The organism is Acinetobacter sp. YH12252 (genome assembly GCF_013417365.1).
In the GTDB taxonomy this organism is placed as follows: Bacteria; Pseudomonadota; Gammaproteobacteria; order Pseudomonadales; family Moraxellaceae; genus Acinetobacter; species Acinetobacter towneri.
Genome location: NZ_VPEA01000003.1, coordinates 137,737 through 160,654 on the forward strand (window position 1 = coordinate 137,737; position 22,918 = coordinate 160,654).

Annotated in this window: 21 protein-coding genes; 18 read left to right on the forward strand and 3 right to left on the reverse strand. The window is 40.2% G+C overall.

All coding sequences use genetic code 11. The features are described from left to right. Nucleotides 1–229: 229 nt before the first annotated feature. Complete coding sequence (locus FTV28_RS04495; RefSeq protein WP_179989540.1) at nt 230–784, forward strand: flavoprotein; 555 nt, start codon at nt 230–232, stop codon at nt 782–784. Between the two features lie 114 nt (nt 785–898). Here FTV28_RS04495 and FTV28_RS04500 read toward each other — a convergent pair whose 3' ends face one another. After that, complete coding sequence (locus tag FTV28_RS04500) at nt 899–1,735, reverse strand: pyruvate, water dikinase regulatory protein (RefSeq protein ID WP_004973178.1); 837 nt, start codon at nt 1,733–1,735, stop codon at nt 899–901. 155 nt (nt 1,736–1,890) lie between these two features. Here FTV28_RS04500 and ppsA point away from each other — a divergent pair, with 155 nt between their 5' ends. The 11 genes from ppsA (at nt 1,891) to dnaB (ending at nt 13,469) form a co-directional block, all read left to right on the forward strand. Beyond that, a complete protein-coding gene (gene ppsA, locus FTV28_RS04505; protein WP_004973175.1) occupies nt 1,891–4,269 on the forward strand; it encodes a phosphoenolpyruvate synthase in 2,379 nt (792 codons plus the stop codon). A gap of 74 nt (nt 4,270–4,343) precedes the next feature. Continuing rightward, complete coding sequence (locus tag FTV28_RS04510) at nt 4,344–5,141, forward strand: RDD family protein (protein ID WP_004973172.1); 798 nt, start codon at nt 4,344–4,346, stop codon at nt 5,139–5,141. A gap of 302 nt (nt 5,142–5,443) precedes the next feature. Next, complete coding sequence (cyoA, locus tag FTV28_RS04515) at nt 5,444–6,517, forward strand: ubiquinol oxidase subunit II (protein ID WP_004973169.1); 1,074 nt, start codon at nt 5,444–5,446, stop codon at nt 6,515–6,517. A gap of 3 nt (nt 6,518–6,520) precedes the next feature. Beyond that, the gene (cyoB, locus tag FTV28_RS04520) at nt 6,521–8,509 is read left to right on the forward strand and encodes a cytochrome o ubiquinol oxidase subunit I (protein ID WP_179989542.1); all 1,989 of its coding nucleotides are present in this window, start codon (nt 6,521–6,523) and stop codon (nt 8,507–8,509) included. Between the two features lie 3 nt (nt 8,510–8,512). Further along, nucleotides 8,513–9,133 (forward strand): cytochrome o ubiquinol oxidase subunit III, encoded by a 621-nt coding sequence (gene cyoC, locus FTV28_RS04525; protein ID WP_168417472.1) that lies wholly within the window; start codon nt 8,513–8,515, stop codon nt 9,131–9,133. Beyond that, nucleotides 9,133–9,459 carry a cytochrome o ubiquinol oxidase subunit IV gene (locus FTV28_RS04530; RefSeq protein ID WP_004973158.1) on the forward strand — a complete coding sequence of 109 codons (327 nt, stop codon included), beginning with the start codon at nt 9,133–9,135 and terminating at the stop codon, nt 9,457–9,459. Before cyoC ends, FTV28_RS04530 begins: the two co-directional genes overlap by 1 nt. 10 nt (nt 9,460–9,469) lie before the next feature. Next, the gene (cyoE, locus tag FTV28_RS04535; RefSeq protein ID WP_179989544.1) at nt 9,470–10,348 is read left to right on the forward strand and encodes a heme o synthase; all 879 of its coding nucleotides are present in this window, start codon (nt 9,470–9,472) and stop codon (nt 10,346–10,348) included. A gap of 358 nt (nt 10,349–10,706) precedes the next feature. Beyond that, nucleotides 10,707–11,096, forward strand: coding sequence for a 30S ribosomal protein S6 (rpsF, locus tag FTV28_RS04540; protein ID WP_004973153.1), 390 nt, complete (start codon nt 10,707–10,709; stop codon nt 11,094–11,096). Nucleotides 11,097–11,107: 11 nt separating this feature from the next. Continuing rightward, entirely contained in the window at nt 11,108–11,335 is a 228-nt protein-coding gene (gene rpsR / locus FTV28_RS04545) for a 30S ribosomal protein S18 (RefSeq protein WP_004719336.1), read from the forward strand. Nucleotides 11,336–11,344: 9 nt separating this feature from the next. Next, complete coding sequence (gene rplI, locus FTV28_RS04550; RefSeq protein WP_004973150.1) at nt 11,345–11,791, forward strand: 50S ribosomal protein L9; 447 nt, start codon at nt 11,345–11,347, stop codon at nt 11,789–11,791. 232 nt (nt 11,792–12,023) lie between these two features. Beyond that, nucleotides 12,024–13,469 (forward strand): replicative DNA helicase, encoded by a 1,446-nt coding sequence (dnaB, locus tag FTV28_RS04555; RefSeq protein ID WP_004973149.1) that lies wholly within the window; start codon nt 12,024–12,026, stop codon nt 13,467–13,469. Between the two features lie 21 nt (nt 13,470–13,490). Here dnaB and FTV28_RS04560 read toward each other — a convergent pair whose 3' ends face one another. Continuing rightward, nucleotides 13,491–14,057, reverse strand: a complete 567-nt coding sequence (locus tag FTV28_RS04560; RefSeq protein ID WP_026438364.1) for a hypothetical protein — start codon at nt 14,055–14,057, stop codon at nt 13,491–13,493. 467 nt (nt 14,058–14,524) lie between these two features. On the opposite strand from FTV28_RS04560, the gene alr reads away from it, so the two are divergent. The 5 genes from alr to FTV28_RS04585 all read left to right on the forward strand — a co-directional run bounded on the left by alr (nt 14,525) and on the right by FTV28_RS04585 (nt 20,433). Then, nucleotides 14,525–15,601, forward strand: coding sequence for an alanine racemase (gene alr, locus FTV28_RS04565; RefSeq protein WP_179989546.1), 1,077 nt, complete (start codon nt 14,525–14,527; stop codon nt 15,599–15,601). Between the two features lie 530 nt (nt 15,602–16,131). Further along, nucleotides 16,132–16,878, forward strand: a complete 747-nt coding sequence (locus FTV28_RS04570; protein ID WP_004973144.1) for a beta-ketoacyl-ACP reductase — start codon at nt 16,132–16,134, stop codon at nt 16,876–16,878. Between the two features lie 51 nt (nt 16,879–16,929). Beyond that, nucleotides 16,930–17,274 (forward strand): phasin family protein, encoded by a 345-nt coding sequence (locus tag FTV28_RS04575; protein WP_004973142.1) that lies wholly within the window; start codon nt 16,930–16,932, stop codon nt 17,272–17,274. 125 nt (nt 17,275–17,399) lie between these two features. Continuing rightward, a complete protein-coding gene (locus FTV28_RS04580) occupies nt 17,400–19,172 on the forward strand; it encodes a class I poly(R)-hydroxyalkanoic acid synthase (protein WP_167846072.1) in 1,773 nt (590 codons plus the stop codon). An 82-nt stretch (nt 19,173–19,254) separates the two neighbouring features. Then, a complete protein-coding gene (locus FTV28_RS04585; protein WP_179988648.1) occupies nt 19,255–20,433 on the forward strand; it encodes an acetyl-CoA C-acetyltransferase in 1,179 nt (392 codons plus the stop codon). A 167-nt stretch (nt 20,434–20,600) separates the two neighbouring features. Here the strand turns inward: FTV28_RS04585 and FTV28_RS04590 are convergent, their stop codons facing one another. Beyond that, nucleotides 20,601–21,200 carry a hypothetical protein gene (locus FTV28_RS04590; protein WP_004973138.1) on the reverse strand — a complete coding sequence of 200 codons (600 nt, stop codon included), beginning with the start codon at nt 21,198–21,200 and terminating at the stop codon, nt 20,601–20,603. Nucleotides 21,201–21,598: 398 nt separating this feature from the next. On the opposite strand from FTV28_RS04590, the gene FTV28_RS13500 reads away from it, so the two are divergent. Further along, complete coding sequence (locus FTV28_RS13500; protein WP_218944911.1) at nt 21,599–22,597, forward strand: YafY family protein; 999 nt, start codon at nt 21,599–21,601, stop codon at nt 22,595–22,597. Nucleotides 22,598–22,918 lie beyond the last annotated feature (321 nt).

The window sequence follows — 22,918 nt, forward strand, 5'->3', positions numbered from 1 at the left end:
TAGTTCTATTGAGCTACAAGGTTTCATCAATTAAAAACATTTAAAATAAATAACTTAAATCCGTTTTCTTGTTCTCTTTCGCTTAAATCTCAGTAATCTCAGTTGAATTAATTTTCAATCTTTAGGAATGACTGGCTCGCCTGCACAAAAGACTTTACCAAACAGTACTGCCCCAACAAAATAGAGTAAATGTTCTAATTTATAAAATGAATATATCAAGAGATTCAGCATGGTCAGTCCTAAACACGACGTACATAGACACGCTTTTCAAAACTGCTTGGCAGATTTTCAAGAATTCCAAGGCGAATGCATTCCTGCAACTGAAATCAAACAGCATGACTTCACAGGTTTACGCGTTGCAGTTATTGGTGCAAATCAGGACAGCGTGGCACAACTCGATAGAATTTGTCAGCAAGCAACATCTGTTCAAGTCTTTCAAATTGCACCGCATTTTGTCCTACCAAGTACAGAACGTGGCATCCATCGCCTAATTAGCCATCCTTTGGTGTTTAAAAATCGACGTTTGTTTAATAACCGCGTCAAAAATATTTTGGCTTTACGCTTTTTAGATACTCAAGTCAAAGACACGTGGCTTAAACGTCAACTCACACCAAACATTGCAGATACACATCAACGCTATTTTAAATCTGATCATTATTATTCAGCTTTACAACGCGAAAATTGCCATTTGATTACTTGGCCAATTGTCAAAGTCTGTGCACATAGCGTGCATAGTATTGATGGACAAGAACATCCAATTGATACCATTATCACTACATTTTAAGTCACACTAAAAGCATTATCATTTAAATAAATAGTAGCTTGATTTTTATTCTATTTAAATCCAATAAAAAAGAGCCAAAATAAAATTTTGGCTTTTTTAATACATATAGTTTCATTAACCAATACGACGTTTTAAACCTGTCATTTGTAAAACACGTGTTGAAATTTCTTCAATCGACATTTCTGAAACATTTAAATATTTAATCCCTTCTGAAATATAAATACCTTCAATCGCACGCAATTCCATTTGGCATTGATTAAAACTTGCATAACGGCTATTGGCTTTACGTTCAGTACGAATTGCCACAAGGCGTTCAGCATCAATCATCAAGCCAAATAACTTATGTTTATGCGGCTTTAATACGGCTGGCAAACGGTTGTCATCGAGGTCTTCTTCAGTCAATGGATAGTTCGCCACACGAATCCCGAACTGTAAAGAAAGGTAGATGGAAGTTGGCGTTTTACCCGAACGCGACACCCCAATCAGAATCAGATCGGCCTTGTCGTAATGGCGTGTACGTGCGCCATCATCGTTATCTAAGGCAAAATGCACCGCATCAATACGTGCCTTGTAAGATTCAGAATCTGTTACGGCATGCGTCTGCCCGACCAAAGTGGTTGGTGGTGTTCCTAACTCTTCAGAAAGCTTACTAATTAAGCCTTCAAATACATCTAAATTAATTGCTTTGGCAGTGTTGATAATGTCACGCACATATTGGTCAACCAAGGTATCAAACACCAAAGGTAATTGACCATCAATTTGTGCTCGGGCATTAATCTCTGCCACCACATTCATAGCCGCTTCTTCAGACGTAATATAAGGATGAATATGAATATCAAAGTCCACATTTGGAAATTGCGCTAAGAGTGAATGTCCAAGGGTTTCAGCCGTAATTGCAGTTCCATCGGAAATAAAAAAAACACTCCGCTTAATTTGTTTACCATCTGACATTAAAATTCTCCTTAAACATTTGTCTTAGTGCTATATAATCTTTATAGTAAACCGATCTTACATGACTGTCGCTTAGTAAAACCAAATTGCTAAGTAGATTTATTATAATTTCATGACAAGATAGTGATTAATACTGCAAAAGTGGAGTAACAACTTTGGAAGCGCGCGTAATTGGTCTGGAAAAATTAGGGAAACACGATGTTGAGCTCGTGGGTGGGAAAAACTCATCTTTGGGCGAAATGATCAGCCACTTATCTAATGCTGGTGTATCGGTACCAGGTGGCTTTGCAACAACAGCTGCTGCTTATCGTGAATTTCTCGAGCAAAGTGGCCTAAACGCTAAAATTCAAGCAGAGCTAAAAACACTCAATGTAGATGACGTGAATGCGCTTGCTGAAACTGGTGCAAAAATTCGTCAATGGATTGTCGACACTCCGCTTACTGCATCACTAGAACAAGAAATCCGAGTTGCTTTTGAAGCACTCTCTAACGGCAACCCAAACATCGCGGTTGCCGTTCGTTCATCTGCAACTGCAGAAGATCTACCAGACGCATCTTTCGCAGGTCAGCAAGAAACATTCCTAAACATCCGTGGCATTGACAACGTATTAATTGCCATTAAAGAAGTTTTTGCATCTTTGTACAACGACCGCGCGATTTCTTACCGTGTACACCAAAACTTTGACCACGATGTCGTTGCTTTGTCTGCAGGCGTACAACGTATGGTACGTTCAGAAACTGGCGCTGCTGGTGTAATGTTTACCCTAGATACAGAATCTGGTTTCCGTGATGCTGTATTCATTACTGCTTCTTATGGTTTGGGTGAAATGGTGGTTCAGGGTGCAGTTAACCCAGATGAATTCTATATTTCTAAGCCTTTATTAAAAGCAGGCAAACACTCAGTTTTACGTCGTAACCTTGGCTCTAAACACCAAAAAATGATTTATGGTGAAGAAGGCGCGGCTGGTAAATCTGTAGTTGTGGTCGATGTTGAAAAACAAGATCGCCAACAGTTCTCTTTAAATGATCACGAACTACAAGAATTAGCGAAACAAGCGTTAATTATTGAAGAACATTATCAAGCGCCTATGGATATTGAATGGGCAAAAGATGGTGATGACGGTCAAATCTACATCGTTCAAGCACGTCCTGAAACTGTAAAAAGCCGTGAAAACGTCGGTACTATGGAACGCTACCTATTGAAACAAAAAGGTACGGTCATTTGTGAAGGTCGTTCAATTGGTCAGCGTATCGGTTCTGGTAGAGTCCGCGTTGTAACGTCTATTAAAGAAATGGATAAAGTTCAGGAAGGTGACGTTCTTGTTTCAGACATGACTGATCCAGACTGGGAACCAGTGATGAAACGTGCTGCTGCAATTGTCACTAACCGCGGTGGTCGTACTTGTCACGCTGCAATTATTGCCCGTGAATTAGGCGTACCTGCAATTGTAGGTTGTGGTAATGCAACTGAAGTTTTGACTGATGGTCAGGAAGTTACAGTTTCTTGCGCCGAAGGCGACACAGGTTTCATTTATGAAGGTGCTTTAGATTTTGAAGTTCAAAAGAACTCAATCGAATCTATGCCTAAACTTCCGTTCAAAATCATGATGAACGTTGGTAACCCAGACCGCGCATTTGACTTTGCTCAAATTCCAAACGAAGGGATTGGTCTTGCACGTTTAGAATTCATCATCAACCGTATGATTGGTGTGCATCCTAAAGCATTGCTTAATATTGACAGCTTACCACGTGAAACACGTGCAGCAGTTATGGCGCGTACTGCGGGCTATTCATCGCCAATCGAATTCTATGTAGAAAAATTGGTTGAAGGTATTTCTACCCTTGCTGCTGCATTCGCTGACAAACCAGTGATTGTGCGTATGTCTGACTTCAAATCAAACGAATACGCAAACTTAATTGGTGGTAAGTTATATGAGCCAGAAGAAGAAAACCCAATGTTGGGCTTCCGTGGTGCAAGTCGTTATGTGTCTGACAATTTCCGTGACTGCTTCGAGCTTGAATGTCGTGCCTTGAAAAAAGTACGTGACGAAATGGGCTTAACCAACGTACAAATTATGATTCCATTTGTACGTACTGTTGCTGAAGCAAAACGTGTGATCGAATTGCTTGCGCTGAATGGTTTAAAACGTGGTGAAAATGGTCTGAAAGTGATCATGATGTGTGAATTACCAACCAACGCATTGTTGGCTGAACAATTCCTTGAGCATTTCGATGGTTTCTCTATCGGCTCAAATGACTTAACTCAGTTAACACTTGGTTTAGACCGTGACTCAGGCATTGTTTCTCACCTGTTCGATGAACGTGACCCTGCAGTGAAAGCATTACTTTCTATGGCAATTCACGCATGCCGTAAAGCAGGTAAATATGTCGGTATCTGTGGTCAAGGCCCTTCAGATCACCCTGACCTTGCACGTTGGTTAATGGAACAAGGTATTGAATCTGTATCTTTAAACCCAGACTCAGTTTTAGACACTTGGTTCTTCCTTTCTGAAGAAAAAGCTCAACAAGCGTAGTAAAACGTGTTAAAAGAAAACCCATGCACCTGCGTGGGTTTTTTTTCAAATTCATTTTTTGAGATTTTATATTTATGCAAATTTACTTGGCACGAAATAATCAACAAGCTGGGCCATACACCTTAGAGCAGCTCAACCAAATGCTCGCCAGCCAACAAGTGTTGCTGACAGATTTGGCTTGGCACCAAGGCATGAGCGAATGGAAAGCTTTAGGTGAACTCACCCAAGGTAAACTTGTATATGAACCACAAGGCTACGTCAGCACACCACCTGCCCCTGAACATTCACCTTTTCAAAATACAGATTACACGGCTACAAACACATCACGACCAAGCTCAGCATCATCAAATTCAAGAACACAGGCAACAAAAAATGAATTGGCGAGCATTAACCAACGTGCTTTAGCCAAAATTATAGACATGTTGTTATGGTTGCCTGCAGCAGCACTTCCCTCTTTTTTCTTAAATGCGGACCAGTTTGAACAATTGTCTGGTTTACAACAAAAAATGCAGGCAGCGACAACGTCTGATCAAGCCATGCAATTGCAAACTGAACTCTTTCAGCTCATTCCAATGCAAGCTTGGCAAGCGGTGGCAATTTATTTATTGATTATGCTGGGCATACAAGCCTTCCTGCTGGCTAAAACTGGACAAAGTATTGGCAAACGTCTGACTAAAATTAAGATTGTCGATGCTGAAACCGATGAAAAAGTCAGCCTAATGCGTGTGTTTACTATTCGCTCTATCATTTTCATTATTTTGAATATGATGTTTATGCCCTTCATCACAATTTTAGATTATGGCTTTGCATTTGGTGCAAAACGACAGGCTTTGCACGATAAACTCGCCAAAACCAAAGTCGTAAAGCAATAATTTGATTTTATTTATTCAGGGATGATTGATCATCCCTTTTTTCTTATAATATTGATAAATAAAAATAAATTAAAATTAACACAAATAATTCCGAGTATAAAAATTGGTTTTCATTCCCTCCACTTAAAGCCGCTTTATGTGTAGCTTAGTTTGTCGATATCAGGCATAATGCCCTACAACGTAGCGGTGTCCGATGATTAAGAAGACTTTTTCATCTTTTTTGATGTCTTTTTAATCATGCGACACTTTAATCGCTATCCCATATTAAATTAGGGAATGGGACTCTTCACCGAGGTTGTAAAATGAGACAAACGATTTTAGCTGTATTGTCTTTATCTACGATGGCTGCACTCTTAACTGGGTGTGGCGGTGATTTAGTACTTCTGAACTCAAAAGGTCCAGTTGCAGCAGGTCAAAGTAACCTGATGATGACTGCGATTTACCTAATGCTATTGGTGGTTATTCCATCTGCAATTATGGCATTGTGGTTCGGTTGGAAATATCGCGCATCGAATAAAGACGCAGACTATCAACCAACATGGTCACACTCTACTGCAATTGAAATTGTAGTATGGGGTATACCTGTTATTATTATTTGTATTTTAGCTTGGTTAACTTGGTGGGGTTCCCACAAGTACGACCCTTACCGTCCGCTAGAATCCGAAAAAGCTCCTTTAACTGTTCAAGTTATTGCTGAACAATTTAAATGGATCTTCATCTACCCAGAACAGAACATTGCTACTGTTAACGAATTACGCTTCCCAGAGCAAACGCCTGTAAGCTTACGTTTAACATCTAACTTCACAATGAACTCGTTCTTTATCCCTGCATTATCTGGTCAGATTTATGCAATGGCGGGTATGCAAACTCACTTGAACGTTTTAGCAGACAACACGGGCGAATTCCGTGGTTTCTCATCTAACTACTCAGGTTATGGTTTCTCGCAAATGCGCTTTAAAGCTCACTCTGTAACTCAAGCTGATTTTGAGCAATGGGTAACAGCTGTTAAAGCAGGTCAAGGTACGACTATCAATCCTCAAGCTGTTCAAAAAACAGTTTTAGATCAAGCTGAATTTGCTTCTTTACGTGACGGTAACCGTTCACAGAAACAAATTGATGCAATGGTTCGTAACGCCAAAACTGAATTAGAGAAAAAACTTGCTGCAACGGCTTTAAAAGAAGGTCCATATAAGACTCAGCCACATCCTGTGACTTATTACTCTTCTGTTGAGCAAGGCTTGTTTGAATCAGTGATCAATAACTATATGAGTAACTACCATGGTGCTGACCATTCAGCTCCTGTAGTGGCTGGTGAAGCGCCTGCTTCTGAAACTCATGTAGCAGTTGAACATGCGACTGCTTCTCAAGGGGAATAAGACATGAGCTTATTAGGTAAGTTAGGTCCAGATGCAATTCCTTACGATCCAATCGTATTGGTAACTGTTGCAGCGATGATCTTAGGTGGTCTTGCAGCGATTGCTGGTATTACCTACTTCAAAAAATGGGGCTACTTGTGGAACGAATGGTTCACATCTGTAGACCATAAAAAAATTGGTATCATGTATATCTTTGTATCTGTAGTCATGTTACTTCGTGGCTTCGCAGATGCGATCATGATGCGTCTTCAACAGTTCCTTGCGAAAGGTGGTGGTGAAGGCTATTTACACCCAGAACACTATGACCAGATTTTCACCGCACACGGTGTGATCATGATCTTCTTCGTGGCAATGGGTCTTGTTGTTGGCTTAATGAACATCTCTGTACCATTACAGATTGGTGCTCGTGACGTAGCCTTCCCGTTATTAAACTCTTTAAGCTTCTGGTTATTCGCTGGTGCTGCAGGTTTAATGATGGTTTCACTTGCATTAGGTGAATTCGCTGCTACAGGTTGGATGGCTTATCCTCCTCTATCTGGTATCGAATACTCTCCAGGTGTTGGTGTTGACTACTATATTTGGGCACTACAGGTTTCTGGTCTAGGTACGCTATTAACGGGTGTTAACTTCTTCGTTACCATCATCAAAATGCGTGCGCCTGGCATGAAACTTATGGACATGCCTATTTTCACTTGGACATCATTAGTTACTGCGGTACTTATCATTGCAACTTTCCCAGTTTTAACTGCGACAATTGCGATGTTAACGCTTGACCGTTACTTCGGTTTCCACTTCTTTACCAACGACATGGGTGGTAGCCCAATGTTGTATGTAAACTTGATTTGGACATGGGGTCACCCAGAAGTATATATCTTAGTATTACCAGCATTTGGTATTTACTCTGAAGTAACTGCGACTTTTGCGCGCAAAACTTTGTTCGGTTACAAATCAATGGTGTACGCAACCGTTGCAATTGGTGTGTTATCACTTGTTGTATGGGTTCACCACTTCTTTACCATGGGTGCAGGTGCCAACGTTAACGCGTTCTTCGGTATCATGACCATGATTATTGCGATTCCTACTGGTGTGAAAATCTTCTCTTGGTTATTCACTATGTACAAGGGTCGTATTACCTACACTACCCCAATGCTATGGACACTTGGCTTCCTTGTGACTTTCGGTATCGGTGGTTTAACAGGTGTATTAATGGCAGTTCCACCAGCGGACTTCCTTGTACACAACTCTTTATTCTTGATTGCTCACTTCCATAACGTAATTATTGGTGGTGTTGTATTCGCGATGTTCGCAGGTATCATTTTCTACTGGCCAAAAATGTTTGGTTGGAGACTGAATGAGACTTGGGGTAAAGCAGCATTCTGGTTCTGGTTCTTCGGTTTCTACTTTGCATTCATGCCGTTGTATATCCTTGGTTTCATGGGTATGACACGTCGTTTGAATACTTATGACAACCCTGAATGGGATCCGTACTTGTCAATCGCGTTCTTCGGTTCTGTGTTAATTGCTATCGGTTTATTCTGCTTCGTTATGCAGATCGTGGTTGGTTTCTTACAACGCAACCAACGTTTAGACCTTACAGGCGATCCATGGGATGGTCGTACGCTTGAATGGGCGACTTCTTCTCCAGCACCGTTCTATAACTTTGCTCACCTTCCAAAGATCAATGGTATTGATACTTTCTGGACTGACAAAGAAAATGGTGTTGCATACGCGCGTCCAACGAAGTATGAAGACATCCACATGCCAACCAACCGTGCAGCTGGTTTCATTATTGCAATGTTTATTACAGTAATGGGCTTCGCGTTAATCTGGCATATTTGGTGGTTAGTATTCGTTACCTTTATCGCTGCAATCATCAGCTTCATCGTGAGTTCTTTCACGAAGAAAGTGGACTACTATGTTCCTGCTGCTGAAGTTGAGCGTATTGAAAACGAACGCTATGCGATCCTTGAAAAACACTTGAAGAAGGACTAAGACATGGCTGAAGTACTTCATCACGACAACCACGGACACGATGAGCATCATCACCACGATGATACCGACATCACCGTCTTTGGTTTCTGGACCTACTTGATGAGTGACCTTGTAATTTTCGGTACACTCTTCATCGCGTTCGCTGTATTAAGTAGCCACGTTCCAGTAGGCACTCCAACAGCTCAAGATTTGTTTGGCGAGTCATTAGGCTTCGTTTTAACAGAAACTTTTGCCCTGTTGATTTCTTCTGTAACTTTCGGTTTTGCCGTTTTAGCTGCTTACAAGAAAGATGTTGCTAAGGTTTTAACTTGGTTAGGTATTACCTGGATTTTCGGTGCGATCTTTATTGGTATGGAACTTTATGAGTTCAACCATTTAGTTCATGCTGGTCATGGTCCAAGTGTAAGTGCGTTCTTATCTGCGTTCTTTACTTTGGTTGGTACGCACGGTATTCACGTAACTTCAGGTTTAGTTTGGATGATCGTGTTAATGATTCAAATCAAGAAATATGGTTTGACTCTTCCTAACATGCGTCGTTTAGCTTGCCTAAGCTTGTTCTGGCACTTCCTTGACATCGTTTGGATCTGTGTATTCAGCGTAGTTTACTTGATGGGAGTTCTCTAATGAGTCACGATCACAACTCTGCTGGTGCATCACACGGTAACACTAAGCAATATACGATTGGCTTTATCCTATCTGTTATTCTTACCATTATTCCTTTTGGTATGGTAATGGCAGGTGGTTTTGGCCGTGGTATTTTGATCACTGTTATTTCGATTACAGCAGTTGCTCAGATTCTTATTCAATTAATTTATTTCTTGCATATGAATTCTTCTTCAGAGCAACGTTGGAACGTGATTGCATTCGTGTATACCATTCTGACCATTGCCATCCTTTTGGTTGGTTCTGTATGGATCATGAACTACCTACACTACAACATGATGATCTAAACTGGTTGTCATGCTGAAAAAGTATTTATTCCTGACAAAGCCAGGAATTCTCTTTGGTAATTTCATTACCACTTTGGGTGGCTACTTTGTAGCTGCCCAAGGTTCTGTAGATTTCCTTCTCCTACTGCTTACTCTGCTTGGTACAACACTTGTTGTCGCCTCAGGATGTGTGGTCAACAATATTATTGACCAAGACATCGACCAAAAAATGCAACGCACACAAAACCGTGCATTAGTGAAAAAAACTGTTTCTGTTCCAATTGCGCTGATTTATTCGGTTGTATTGGGCTTAATTGGTTTTAGCATTTTATGGTTTGGAGTTAACGCATACGCTTTTCTTTTTGCACTGATTGGTTTCGTGGTTTATGTCGGCTTTTACAGTCTATGGACCAAACGCACAACAATTCATCAAACCATTATTGGCAGTATTTCAGGCGCAAGCCCACCTGTCATTGGTTATACAGCTGTTGCAAATCAATTTGACTTAGCTGCACTACTTATCTTTTTAGGTTATGCACTTTGGCAAATGCCCCACTCTTGGGCGATTGCAATTTACCGTTTTGATGATTACAAAAATGCGGGGATTCCAATTTTGCCAGTTGCTCGTTCAATTTTACGAACGAAAATTGAATCACTAATTTATGTGGTGTTATTTACCGTTGCCATGAATGGACTGTTTGTATTTGGTTATGCAAACTGGCTATATCTGGTTATTTTGAATACACTTTGTATTTATTGGTTCTATATTGGCGTCATTGGCTTCAAAGCAGAAAATGATCAATTATGGGCAAAACGCTTTTTCCTATTTTCGGTTATTTTAATTACTGTTGTGAGTTTATGTTTTAGCTTTACAGCAACCGCACCAAGCACGCAAATCATACTTTTTTAAAAGATAGAGTTTAGCTCTATCTTTTAATGGAGTGCCTGCCTACCCTCTCCACACTTCAATATTTAAATAATAACAATTTATCTGTCTTTGATTTATTCGTCCTTAATAATTTTCGAATTAAACACTCTAAAAGTTAGTGACATACAAATACAAAGTATAAAATTTAAATTCCAATCATAGATGCAAAATATTACATTCCCTTTTTGCCCAAGCCGATCTTTTCTTAGACCAAGCCTTGTATTTACTTGGTAAAAGCTCTAAAATTCACGCTTCGCAATTTTGCGACACAACTTCGGTTGTGACTCCTTGCTTCTGGCTCAATTTAGTCAGGGGCTGCATAAACCGTAAGGAGCTGACAATGCGTCACTACGAAATCGTACTTTTGGTACACCCAGACCAAAGCGATCAAGTTGTGGGTATGGTAGAACGTTACCTAACTCACATCAAAGAAGCTGAAGGTCAAATTCACCGTTTAGAAGATTGGGGCCGTCGTCAATTGGCTTACCCAATTAACAAAATTCACAAAGCGCACTACATTCTTATGAACGTTGAATGTGGTCAAACTACGCTTGACGAGTTAGAAGAATTGTTCCGTTATAACGACGCGATCCTTCGTAGCTTGATCATCCGTCGTGAAAACGCTATCACTGAAGAGTCATTATTGGCTAAGAGTGCTGAAGAAAAACGTGCGCGTAAAGCTCAACGTGAAGAAGCACAACACGCTAACCAAGACTCTGCTGAAGCTTAAGGAGAACATCAATGGCACGTTTTTACCGTCGTCGCAAGTTCTGCCGCTTTACAGCTGAGAACGTTACGTACATCGACTACAAAGATATCGATACACTAAAACAGTACATCACTGAAAATGGCAAGATTGTTCCTAGCCGTATTACAGGTACTAAAGCTCGTTACCAACGTCAATTAGCGCTTGCTATTAAACAAGCTCGCTACTTAGCGTTGATCCCTTACACTGACAATCATAAGTGAGGTTGAGCTGTGGATATTATCTTATTACAACGCATTAAGAACCTTGGTAAATTAGGCGATAAAGTTTCAGTTAAAGCTGGTTACGGCCGTAACTACTTGATCCCTCAAGGTAAAGCAGTTGCTGCAACTGAAGCAAACACTGCTGCATTTGAAGCTCGTCGTGCTGAACTTGAGAAGCAAGAAGCTGAAATTTTAGCTGCTGCTCAAGCACGTGCTGACCAATTGAACGAAGTTAACATCGTAATCACTGCTAAAGCTGGTGATGAAGGTAAACTTTTCGGTTCTATCGGTACTCGTGACATCGCTGACGCGTTAACGAATGCTGGTCTTGAAGTTGACCGTGCAGAAGTTCGTTTACCAAACGGTGCGCTTCGTCACACTGGTGAATTCAACATCGCAATCCAATTGCACCATGATGTTGTTGCTGAAGTTCTCGTTACTATCGTATCTGAGTAATTTGCTGCAAAAGAAAAGAGCATGCCTAATCGCATGCTCTTTTTTTGTCTTTAGAATATACGATTAGTACAATTTTCCTAAATCATCATGCACGCTTTGACTTATCCTTCGCCAAAATCTACTCGCTTTTTTTTCTAGAGGGCGTATCATCGGGAAGTGGAAAGAATATGAGTTTCAAATTCTATCCCCGTGCATTATTCAGCATTTACTGTTTTAAAAATCAGGGATTTATATGTCACAGGCGACTGCTAGCGCAAAGCAACATACTGCAAAGTCTGATCTAAAACCAAATGAGAACAGCCCGCTTAAAGAGTTTCGTACCCCACCGCATAACTTAGCCATCGAACAAGCTGTTTTGGCTGCGTTAATGACTGTGGCCGAATCTTTTGAACAAGTGGGTGATGTGCTACAAGAATCTGATTTTTACGCGACACGCCACAAATATATTTTCCGCGCCATTGATTCTTTGTCTAAAGAAAACTCACCTTATGATGCCGTATTGGTGAATGACTGGCTGATTAAACAAAATTTACTTGAAGCTGCAGGCGGGGAAGAATACTTAATGCAGCTCATGGCAGACTCGCCTTCTAGTTTTTATAACCTAGAAACCTATGCCACGAAAATTAAAGAATTCTCGACCCTCAGAAACATGATTAAAGTCAGTTCTGAAATTTTACAAAATGCCTATGACACCAAAGGTCGTAGCGTAAGTGAAATTTTAGACTTGGCCGAAACCAATATTTTCCAAATTGCCGAACAACATAATAACAATGCCAAAGCACAAGGCCCAAAAGCCATTTCGAGCGTGGTTGCCGATGTATTCGACAAACTTGATGAACTTTCTAAAATGGAAGGTAACATCACAGGCTTAACCACAGGCTTTGTGGAGTTAGATAATAAAACTTCGGGCATGCAAGCGGGTGACTTGATTATTGTCGCTGCGCGTCCATCTATGGGTAAAACCACCTTTGCCATGAACTTGGTCGAAAGTGTTTTGTTTAACAATGATTTGCCTGCCCTTGTCTACTCTATGGAAATGCCTGCAGACTCAATCGCAATGCGTTTAATTTCTGCATACGGCAAAGTGCATCAAGGGAACTTACGTTCAGGTAAACTCAGTGGCGATGAATGGTCAAAAGTCACAGGCACGATTTTACAACTGCAAGAAAAGCATTTGTATATTGATGACTCATCTGCCCTACCACCTACGGAAGTACGTGCACGTGCACGACGCATTGCCAAACAACATGGCGGTAAAATTGGCTGCATCATGGTCGATTACTTGCAGTTAATGAAAGTTCCAGGCATGGGCGATAACCGTGTCGGCGAAATCTCAGAAATTTCACGTAGCTTAAAAGCCTTGGCCAAAGAGATGAACTGCCCTGTGATTGCTTTGTCACAGCTCAACCGCTCATTAGAGAACCGACCTAATAAACGCCCTGTGATGTCTGACTTGCGTGAATCTGGTGCAATTGAGCAGGATGCGGATTTAATCATGTTTATTTACCGCGACGAAGTTTACAATAAAGAATCTAAAGAAGCAGGTACTGCCGAAATTATTATTGGTAAACAGCGTAACGGCCCAATTGGTACGGTACGTCTTGCTTTTGAAGGGCAATATACGCGTTTTAGTAACTTATCTCCTGAGTATTATGCTCAGTATGATGATGAAGAGTAATGCTTGCATTGCTCTTTTTTATTAAAACCATGTTTTAATCTGACTTATTAACTTTGCCCACCATAGTTTCCAACTTGAGAGTAAATTATAATCTTGACTATTTTCTTCCATTTCAAGTGATGGAAATGCTTTATTTAATTGCTTGCATGTCGGATACTTTTGTTGCAGTTGCGCCAAATAATGTGTCTGATCATAGTCTATAAAACCATCTAAAATCCCAACCTCTGATCTATCGACTGTAGAACAATTTGAGGTCTGCTTATTCCAAGCTAAAAATGGGACAATCGGTTTAGATAAAACAAGCTGGTCATTCTTACAGTTTAATGTTGCAAATGAAACTACTTGATATTGCTGGGGTTTAGCACCATCTGGTGCATAAGCTAAACCAATAATTAATTGGTTTTTAGCTGTACTTTTACCTGAAAATCCACTGTACCATTGAGTAGGCTTTTTATATTTAACCTCATCTAGTATTGAGCGAAAAATAAATTGACCTGAACTGAGTTCAAAAATGAAGTCTGAACTCTCCTGTACTGCCAGTGAACCTTGGTAACGGGCAATAAAAACGTCATTGGGTGAATGTGGCATACAAGCCATAACTGACTGACAAAAAAATAAAGTACTCCATCCCAGATAACAAAATATTTTCATCATTTATTCAACATATCCAAGTTTAAAATGCATTGTTTAATCTCTCTTTGAGTTCATTTAAATTACGAACCCACTCTCCACAATCTTCTGAGTCTTGCCATAACTCGTACAGTTCAGAATTTTCCTAAGTGAGAGCATCTAACGCCATAATAGCTTTTAGAACGTATAGTTTTATATGAAAAATAAAGTCTGAAACTTTTACAAAATATTTGCAATCAATAACCTAATAGATTTTTCGATCTTAAATTAATTTATGATCAAAAACTTAAATGTTCATGTCTATTTGAGGTTGATAGGTCTACAATAGTGAATATTTTTAAATAGAACTATTTTTAGTATTTATTTATCACTCCACAGTGTATCTAACACAAATTACCAATTGTCATTCCCAAGGAGTAACGAGGGTGCGCCAAGCAACAGTTTATATTGACAGTCAGGCACTGCAATATAATTTAAACCGTGTCAAACAACTTGCCCCAACAGCAAAAATTGTTAGCATGGTCAAGGCCAATGCTTACGGACATGGTGTAAAAGACTGCTTAGCAGCTTTAAAAGACAGCGATGCCTTTGGTGTCGCTTGCGTTGAAGAAGCCTTAGAAATTCGTGAATTGGGATATACGCAGCCCATCACCCTGATTGAAGGTGTTTTTTCTGCCGATGAAATGCAAAGTGTGTTGGCACACAAATTGGAATGTGTAGTGCATCATCAAGCACAGCTCGATTGGCTACTACAACATAAAGCTGATTATATCGCACAAGGCTTAAAAGTCTGGGTCAAACTCAACAGCGGCATGAATCGTTTAGGTTTTAAAATTCCTGAAATTATTGATGTGATTCACATGCTCAAAGCCGAAGGTTTTACCTGTGTGTTGACCATGCATTTTGCCAATGCCGATGGTGATCATGCTTTAAATGATCAACAAGTCGCGCAATTTTTGCATGTCAAAGACAATTGCAGCCCTATTCTTGCTTCTTGCTGTAACTCTGCTGCAATCTATCGTTATCCCGAATTGCATTTTGATTATGTACGCCCAGGCATTATGCTTTACGGTGCAACGCCTTTTGCCGCACATAATGTGCATACACTCGACTTAAAGCCTGTGATGACTTTAAGCGCAGAAGTGATCGCACTAAATGAAATTGATGCAGGCGAACACGTCGGCTACGGTTCAACCTTTACTGCAGAACAAGCCATGCAAATTGCGATTGTTTCAATTGGCTATGGCGATGGTTATCCACGTACATTTGTGCAGCCAAATTTTGTTGCGATTGGTACAAAATTAACGCCTGTACTTGGTCGTGTGTCTATGGATATGATTGCCATTGATGTCACAGGTTTAGACGTTGAATTAGGCACACAAGTTGAACTATGGGGCAAACACCGTTTGGTGGATGATGTTGCCACAGCCAATGGTACGATTGGCTATGAGTTGTTGTGTCGTTTAAGCCCTCGTCCACAGCGCAAGGCAACCAGCATTTAACTTTCTTTTTTCGATCTGTTGCATGTAGCAGTTTTGCTGCATGCAATCGTCTAAGCCATTCTCTTTTTCTTTCTTATATTTTTCTTTTCGCTTTTTATTTTCTTAAATTCACTGTATTTCCATTCATATTGATAAAAATTTGTGGTCACCCACATTTGCATTTAGCGCTTTACAGTCATCCAAATATTTAGCTGAAAATCACACTCAAAATCTCAAGAAAAAACAATATGCTCGCGCACTGTCTTTAAACTGCCACATCGCTTCAAATTCATGGATTAATCACATTTCACCAGTTCTCAGAAGTTTGTGCTGCGCGCTACGATGAATCAATGACTTCACGACTATTTAAGCCATTTATAAAAGCATCCACATGATAAGAAAATAATCTATTACCAATATTTGTTTACTTTTGACTTCAAAGCATCATCAAACTGCAGCCTCTTTGAAATATAAAACGCTTAATTTCTAAACAAGAATAAAGAGGAAAAACTCCTTAATTTTTATAACCTTATTCTGCTTAGGAAAAGAATATGTCTGAACAAAAAGTAGCTTTAGTGACGGGTGCATTAGGTGGTATTGGCAGTGAGATTTGCCGTCAACTGGTTACAGCAGGCTATAAAATTATTGCAACGGTTGTACCAAGAGAAGAAGATCGCGAAAAGCAATGGCTTAAAGACGAAGGCTTTACAGAAAGTGATGTGCGCTTTGTTTTAACCAACTTAAATGAGCATGAAGCGGCTACAGCAGCCATTCAAGAAGCAATTGATGCTGAAGGTCGTGTAGATGTGTTGGTCAACAATGCTGGTATTACCCGCGATGCAACTTTCAAAAAAATGAGCTATACGCAGTGGTCTGAAGTGATTGAAACCAACTTAAAAACACTTTTTACCGTGACTCAGCCTGTATTTAACAAAATGTTAGAACAAAAGTCTGGTCGCATTGTGAACATTAGTTCGGTGAACGGTTTAAAAGGTCAATTTGGTCAAGCCAACTACTCTGCAACTAAGGCAGGCATCATCGGCTTTAGCAAAGCTTTGGCGCAAGAAGGCGCACGTTCAAATATCTGCGTGAACGTCGTTGCACCAGGTTATACCGCAACCCCGATGGTCACAGCCATGCGCGAAGAAGTAATTAAAAGCATTGAAGCACAAATTCCTCTGCAACGTCTTGCCGCCCCTACCGAAATTGCGGCAGCAGTTATGTATTTAGTGAGTGATCATGCTGCATACGTAACAGGCGAAACCTTATCAATCAACGGCGGCTTATACATGCACTAAGCGTGTAACACCTCATTTTAATCTACAAGTTTATTTACTGGAGTGACACCCATGCTATACGGCGACTTATTTTCAAACATGAATGCTCAATACAAAAACGTGTTTGAACCGTACACCAAATTCAACAGTATAGTTGCAAAAAATTTTGCTAACTTAACCAACCTACAATTAGAAGCAGCACGCAACTATGCCAACATTGGTTTAGCACAAATGTTTGCCAATAGCGAAGTGAAAGACATGCAAAGCATGGTGAACTGCACCACCAAGCAATTAGAAACTATGAACAAACTCAGTCAGCAAATGATTGAAGATGGCAAAAAATTAGCAACACTGACTTCAGAAGTCAAAGCAGAATTTGAAAAGTTAGTCAGCGATTCAATGCCAAATAATAAATAAACACTGCTCTGAAAACCATGCGTTATCAGGACGAATGTTACGGGGAAGTGTGAAAATTTCCCCGTTTTAGTTTCAGCCTTGCACTCAATTTGATTGCTAAAAGCCATGTGCTATGGAGCGATGAAATGAAACAGAACTCATTTCAATTCAAAGAAAATATATTACAATTTTTCTCTAGCCACGATGATATCTGGAAAAAACTACAAGAATTTTATTATGGGCAAAGCCCTATTAATGACGCCTTAACACAGCTCAACAAAGAAGATATGTCTATGTTCTTTGAAGCTTTGTCTAAAAATCCAGCACGCTTGATGGAAATGCAATGGAGCTGGTGGCAAGGTCAAATGCAAATCTACCAAAATGTGATGATGCGCAGTGTGGCAAAAGACATCGAACCATTCATTCAACCTGAAAGTGGTGATCGTCGTTTTAACAGCCCATTATGGCAAGAACAACCCAATTTTGACCTGTTATCGCAGTCTTATTTGCTGTTTAGCCAACTGGTACAAAATATGGTGGATGTCGTAGAAGGCATTCCAGACAAAGTGCGTTACCGCATTCACTTTTTTACCCGTCAAATGATTAATGCTTTATCACCAAGCAATTTTCTTTGGACTAACCCTGAAGTGATTCAGCAAACCATTACCGAACAAGGCGAAAACCTTGTCCGTGGTATGCAAATTTTCCATGATGATGTGGTCAATAGCGGAAAATATTTATCTATTCGCATAGTCAATAGTGACTCTTTTAGCTTGGGTAAAGATTTAGCCTATACACCAGGCGCAGTGGTCTTTGAAAATGAAATTTTCCAGTTGTTGCAATATGAAGCAACGACAGAAAATGTATATCAAACCCCGATTCTAATCGTGCCGCCATTTATTAATAAATATTATGTGCTGGATTTACGCGAACAAAACTCATTGGTGAACTGGTTACGTCAGCAAGGTCATACGGTCTTTTTAATGTCTTGGCGTAACCCAAATGCTGAACAAAAAGAACTCACTTTCGCTGATCTGATCACCGCAGGTGCGGTTGAAGCTTTGCGTGTTATTGAAGAAATTACAGGAGAAAAAGAAGCCAACTGTATCGGCTATTGTATTGGTGGTACTTTACTTGCTGCAACGCAGGCTTATTACGTGGCAAAACGCCTGAAAAGTCATGTGAAATCTGCCACGTATATGGCAACCATTATCGACTTTGAAAACCCAGGCAGCTTAGGCGTATTTATTAATGAACCTGTGATTAATGGTTTAGAAACCTTAAATAATCAATTCGGTTATTTTGATGGTCGCCAATTGGCAGTTACGTTCAGTTTGTTACGTGAAAATACCCTGTACTGGAACTACTACATCGAGAACTATTTAAAAGGCAAAGAGCCTTCAGATTTCGATATTTTGTATTGGAACAGCGACGGCACCAATATTCCTGCCAAAATTCATAATTTCTTATTGCGTAATTTGTATTTGAATAATGAATTGATTTCACCAAACGCAGTGAAAGTAAACGGTGTTGGACTCAACCTTTCTCGTGTCAAAACACCAAGCTTCTTTATTGCAACGCAGGAAGATCATATCGCACTTTGGGATACAAGCTTCCGTGGTGCAGATTACTTAGGCGGTGAATCTACACTGGTACTTGGTGAATCTGGACACGTGGCAGGCATTGTGAATCCGCCAAGTCGTAATAAATACGGCTGCTATACCAACTCTGCCAAGTTTGAAAATACCAAGCAATGGCTAGATGGTGCAGAGTATCATCCTGAGTCTTGGTGGCTACGCTGGCAGGCTTGGGTCACACCGTATGCAGGCGAACAAGTCCCTGCCCGCGCCTTAGGTAATGCGCAATATCCAATGATAGAAGCAGCACCAGGTCGCTATGTTTTGGTAAATTTATTTTAATCAGTCATATAACATCAGCAATGCACATGCTATATATCATGTGCATCCACAGAAACGTAAACATAAAATTTAAGGATATAAAATGAAAGATGTTGTCATTGTTGCTGCAAAACGTACTGCAATTGGTAGCTTTTTAGGTAGTCTCGCTTCTTTATCTGCACCACAATTGGGGCAAACAGCAATTCGTGCAGTCTTAGACAGTGCTAAAGTACAGCCTGAACAAGTCGATCAGGTGATTATGGGTAACGTACTCACTACAGGTGTAGGACAAAACCCTGCACGTCAAGCCGCAATTGCTGCAGGTATTCCTGTACAAGTACCTGCATCAACGCTTAACGTGGTGTGTGGTTCAGGTTTACGTGCCGTACATTTGGCTGCACAAGCGATTCAGTGTGATGAAGCAGAAATTGTAGTTGCTGGTGGTCAAGAATCAATGTCACAAAGCGCACACTATATGCAGTTGCGTAACGGTCAAAAAATGGGGAATGCCCAGTTGATCGACAGTATGGTGGCTGATGGTTTAACCGATGCCTATAACCAATATCACATGGGTATTACTGCAGAAAATATTGTAGAAAAGCTTGGTTTAAACCGTGAAGAACAAGACCAATTGGCACTGACTTCACAACAACGCGCGGCTGCAGCACAAGCGGCTGGTAAATTTAAAGATGAAATTGCAGCTGTAAGCATTCCACAGCGTAAAGGCGACCCAATTGTATTTGCTGAAGATGAATACATCAAAGCCAATACCACCCTTGAAAGCTTGAATAAATTGCGCCCTGCGTTCAAAAAAGATGGCAGCGTAACCGCAGGTAATGCTTCTGGTATCAACGATGGTGCAGCAGCAGTGTTGATGATGAGTGCAGACAAAGCTGCAGCCTTAGGTCTACAACCTTTAGCACGTATTAAAGCCTATGCAATGTCGGGTATTGAGCCTGAAATTATGGGTCTTGGCCCTGTTGAAGCGGTAAAGAAAACCCTGAATAAAGCAGGCTGGAGCTTAGATCAGGTCGATTTAATTGAAGCCAACGAAGCCTTTGCCGCACAAGCACTAGGTGTTGCCAAAGAATTAGGCTTAGACCTAGATAAAGTAAACGTGAATGGTGGCGCAATTGCCCTCGGTCACCCGATTGGTGCTTCAGGTTGCCGTATCCTCGTGACGTTACTACACGAAATGCAACGCCGTGATGCGAAAAAAGGCATCGCAACGCTTTGCGTAGGCGGTGGTATGGGTGTTGCACTTGCGGTTGAACGCGACTAAGTAACCGAGCCGAAAGTACTGCACGAGTCAAAGCTATTGAATTTGATAGCTGTTCAAAGCCAGTAATAAGTTAAGACATAATGGGAGCTTCAGCTTCCACTATTTTTTTAACTACACAGAGCTTAAAATAATATTGTTGTCGATTAATTTGACATGACAAGTTCTGCTTAATCCACCGAAAGTAAGTGCTGAATATGATCACTAAAGTGATAAAAATGCATGGTATCGGGTTGCTGTTTCAGCTGTTGCCATGCGTCTACAAACGACGTCCAACCTAAATCTTTTAGGCATTGCACAATCATTTCCAATTGCGACAAAGTCTTTTCAGTCGATTGTTTTAACCGAATTTGTCGGTCTAATTGTTCAATTTTTTGCCCCAATTGGAAAAATAAATATATCTGCTGTGGTTCTGCATCTAATAGTGCTTCGCAGTCTTGTACCACATCACAAATATAACTCGCGTTATCGCACGCATTTTGAATACATTGCTGTAATTCAACATAAGTAGCTTTAGAAAACACCTGTGCCAAGTTTTGAATTTTTGTCCGTGTTTGCTCAAACTGCATCGCAAATGAAGCAGGCTGTTCTTCGTTTAAAATCAATTCATTTAAAGAAGCTGCATCAAATGCAGGCAAACAAAAGGCATGTGCATAAGTCAAAGCAGCATCATTTTGTTTAAATGGAAATTGCTGACATACATATTGAATACGGGTTAAATATCGGGCTAACCAAAAAATTTCTCGCGCATCGCTGCTAGATAAATTCACGGTTGTTTCATCCTCCTAACTCTAAGGTCTGTTGATAATTCATCGCGATAAAGCACCTCAATCGCCTTGCCCAATTAACCTACAGCACTCATCCACTCAGACCGCTTTTATTTACATAAACCTGTATCTACCATACAAAACAATGACAGGTTTTCACTTAAACACAACTATTCAATCTTGCTTTTCTAATTGATCCAAGTATGGCTTGAGGTCATAGTTTCTGATTCACTTCTATTATTTGATTAACTTTGCCCGTCCAAATTTTGTGATATTTACTGCAAAATCTGCGGTTATATTTTGCCCTTTTTCAGTAAAAAACTTGCTAATCATTCCGAGTTTTCTTATTGTGTGGAAGAACAAGTTTTCATCCGTATGAATTGACCTAGTAAATATTGAATATGTCTATACAAGAAAAAGAAACATCGAATAGTTTATATCGCCAATGGCAAATTTTATCGCGCCTTTCTACAGGTAAATGGATGGGCACACGTGAATTACACGATGTCCTGCAACGTGAAGGTATCGACATTAGTTTGCGTACGATTCAACGTGACTTAAATCAAATTTCTCAGCGCTTTCCAATTGAAAGTAATGGTACCGTACCACAAGGTTGGCGCTGGCGTTCAGATGCACCGATTCAAAGTTTACCGCACATGACCAGCTCTCAAGCGGTAACGTTTATGATGGTCGAGGAACATTTAAAACATCTGCTGCCGCCAAGTTTGATTGAAGAAATGAACCCATGGTTTGATTTGGCACGACGCAGTCTATCGACCCAAAACAATGTCCGCCAATGGATTAATCGTGTGCGAATTGTGCCTGCAACACAACCTTTAATTCCACCAGTCGTAGACCGCAATGCACAACAGGCGATATATGAAGGCTTGCTCCAAGACAAACAACTAGAATGTATTTATCAATCACGCAGCAATTCAGGCGAAGAAAAAACTTATGTGCTGAATCCTTTGGCTTTGGTGCAAAAAGGTGCGGTGATTTATTTAATCTGTACTCGATTTGACAAAACCGACATTCAAACCTTTGCCCTGCATCGTTTTAAAGCAGCCAAAGTTTTAGATTCACGCGCCTTGCATCCTGTTAATTTTGATATTGATGCCTATATTGAATCTGGCGAATTAGGTTTTAGAGTCGATTTCAGTAAAGCTACTGAAAATATTCAGCTCAAACTTACCATGCAAAAAGCTGATGCCATATACTTCGATGAAAGCCAATTAAGCAAAGATCAAACTATGGAAACACTGGAAAATGGTAATGTGTTGGTGACTGCCACTGTGCCGTTTACCTCACAATTGGTTTGGTGGTTGCGTAGTTTTGGTAAAAAGCTAATTCAGATTGAACCTGTAGAAGTTGCCAATGTGGTGCATCAAACTCAGGAATAAAAAAGCCCCAAATATATTGGGGCGATAGCATTATCGTTCTCTTTTAAATCAAATTATTGTGATTGCTGATTGAAGTTAAAATTAAAATTGACTCGGCATCATACAACGTAGGCATGCTAGCTCGGCTGTATTATAACGAATGGTTTTTAAAGTCATATTTTGCTCCTATCTGTGTTGATAAGTGTCACTTTAAATGCTCCTGATCTAGCTGTGAAATCATAAGATATGCAGTCGAAATCAGATTTATTCTTATACGCAACTTCTTCTTTGCTTAGCATCTGATTTACTTTGGCGCATAAAAAAGCCCGCAATTTAAATTGT

What these genes read in the sequence shown, in the direction of transcription:
- FTV28_RS04495 (WP_179989540.1), top strand. Translation starts at nt 230, where the DNA reads ATGGTCAGTCCTAAACACGACGTACATAGACACGCTTTTCAAAACTGC.
- FTV28_RS04500 (WP_004973178.1), bottom strand. Translation starts at nt 1,735, where the DNA reads ATGTCAGATGGTAAACAAATTAAGCGGAGTGTTTTTTTTATTTCCGAT.
- FTV28_RS04510 (WP_004973172.1), top strand. Translation starts at nt 4,344, where the DNA reads ATGCAAATTTACTTGGCACGAAATAATCAACAAGCTGGGCCATACACC.
- cyoA (WP_004973169.1), top strand. Translation starts at nt 5,444, where the DNA reads ATGAGACAAACGATTTTAGCTGTATTGTCTTTATCTACGATGGCTGCA.
- cyoB (WP_179989542.1), top strand. Translation starts at nt 6,521, where the DNA reads ATGAGCTTATTAGGTAAGTTAGGTCCAGATGCAATTCCTTACGATCCA.
- cyoC (WP_168417472.1), top strand. Translation starts at nt 8,513, where the DNA reads ATGGCTGAAGTACTTCATCACGACAACCACGGACACGATGAGCATCAT.
- FTV28_RS04530 (WP_004973158.1), top strand. Translation starts at nt 9,133, where the DNA reads ATGAGTCACGATCACAACTCTGCTGGTGCATCACACGGTAACACTAAG.
- cyoE (WP_179989544.1), top strand. Translation starts at nt 9,470, where the DNA reads ATGCTGAAAAAGTATTTATTCCTGACAAAGCCAGGAATTCTCTTTGGT.
- rpsF (WP_004973153.1), top strand. Translation starts at nt 10,707, where the DNA reads ATGCGTCACTACGAAATCGTACTTTTGGTACACCCAGACCAAAGCGAT.
- rpsR (WP_004719336.1), top strand. Translation starts at nt 11,108, where the DNA reads ATGGCACGTTTTTACCGTCGTCGCAAGTTCTGCCGCTTTACAGCTGAG.
- dnaB (WP_004973149.1), top strand. Translation starts at nt 12,024, where the DNA reads ATGTCACAGGCGACTGCTAGCGCAAAGCAACATACTGCAAAGTCTGAT.
- FTV28_RS04560 (WP_026438364.1), bottom strand. Translation starts at nt 14,057, where the DNA reads ATGCCACATTCACCCAATGACGTTTTTATTGCCCGTTACCAAGGTTCA.
- FTV28_RS04570 (WP_004973144.1), top strand. Translation starts at nt 16,132, where the DNA reads ATGTCTGAACAAAAAGTAGCTTTAGTGACGGGTGCATTAGGTGGTATT.
- FTV28_RS04575 (WP_004973142.1), top strand. Translation starts at nt 16,930, where the DNA reads ATGCTATACGGCGACTTATTTTCAAACATGAATGCTCAATACAAAAAC.
- FTV28_RS04580 (WP_167846072.1), top strand. Translation starts at nt 17,400, where the DNA reads ATGAAACAGAACTCATTTCAATTCAAAGAAAATATATTACAATTTTTC.
- FTV28_RS04585 (WP_179988648.1), top strand. Translation starts at nt 19,255, where the DNA reads ATGAAAGATGTTGTCATTGTTGCTGCAAAACGTACTGCAATTGGTAGC.
- FTV28_RS13500 (WP_218944911.1), top strand. Translation starts at nt 21,599, where the DNA reads ATGTCTATACAAGAAAAAGAAACATCGAATAGTTTATATCGCCAATGG.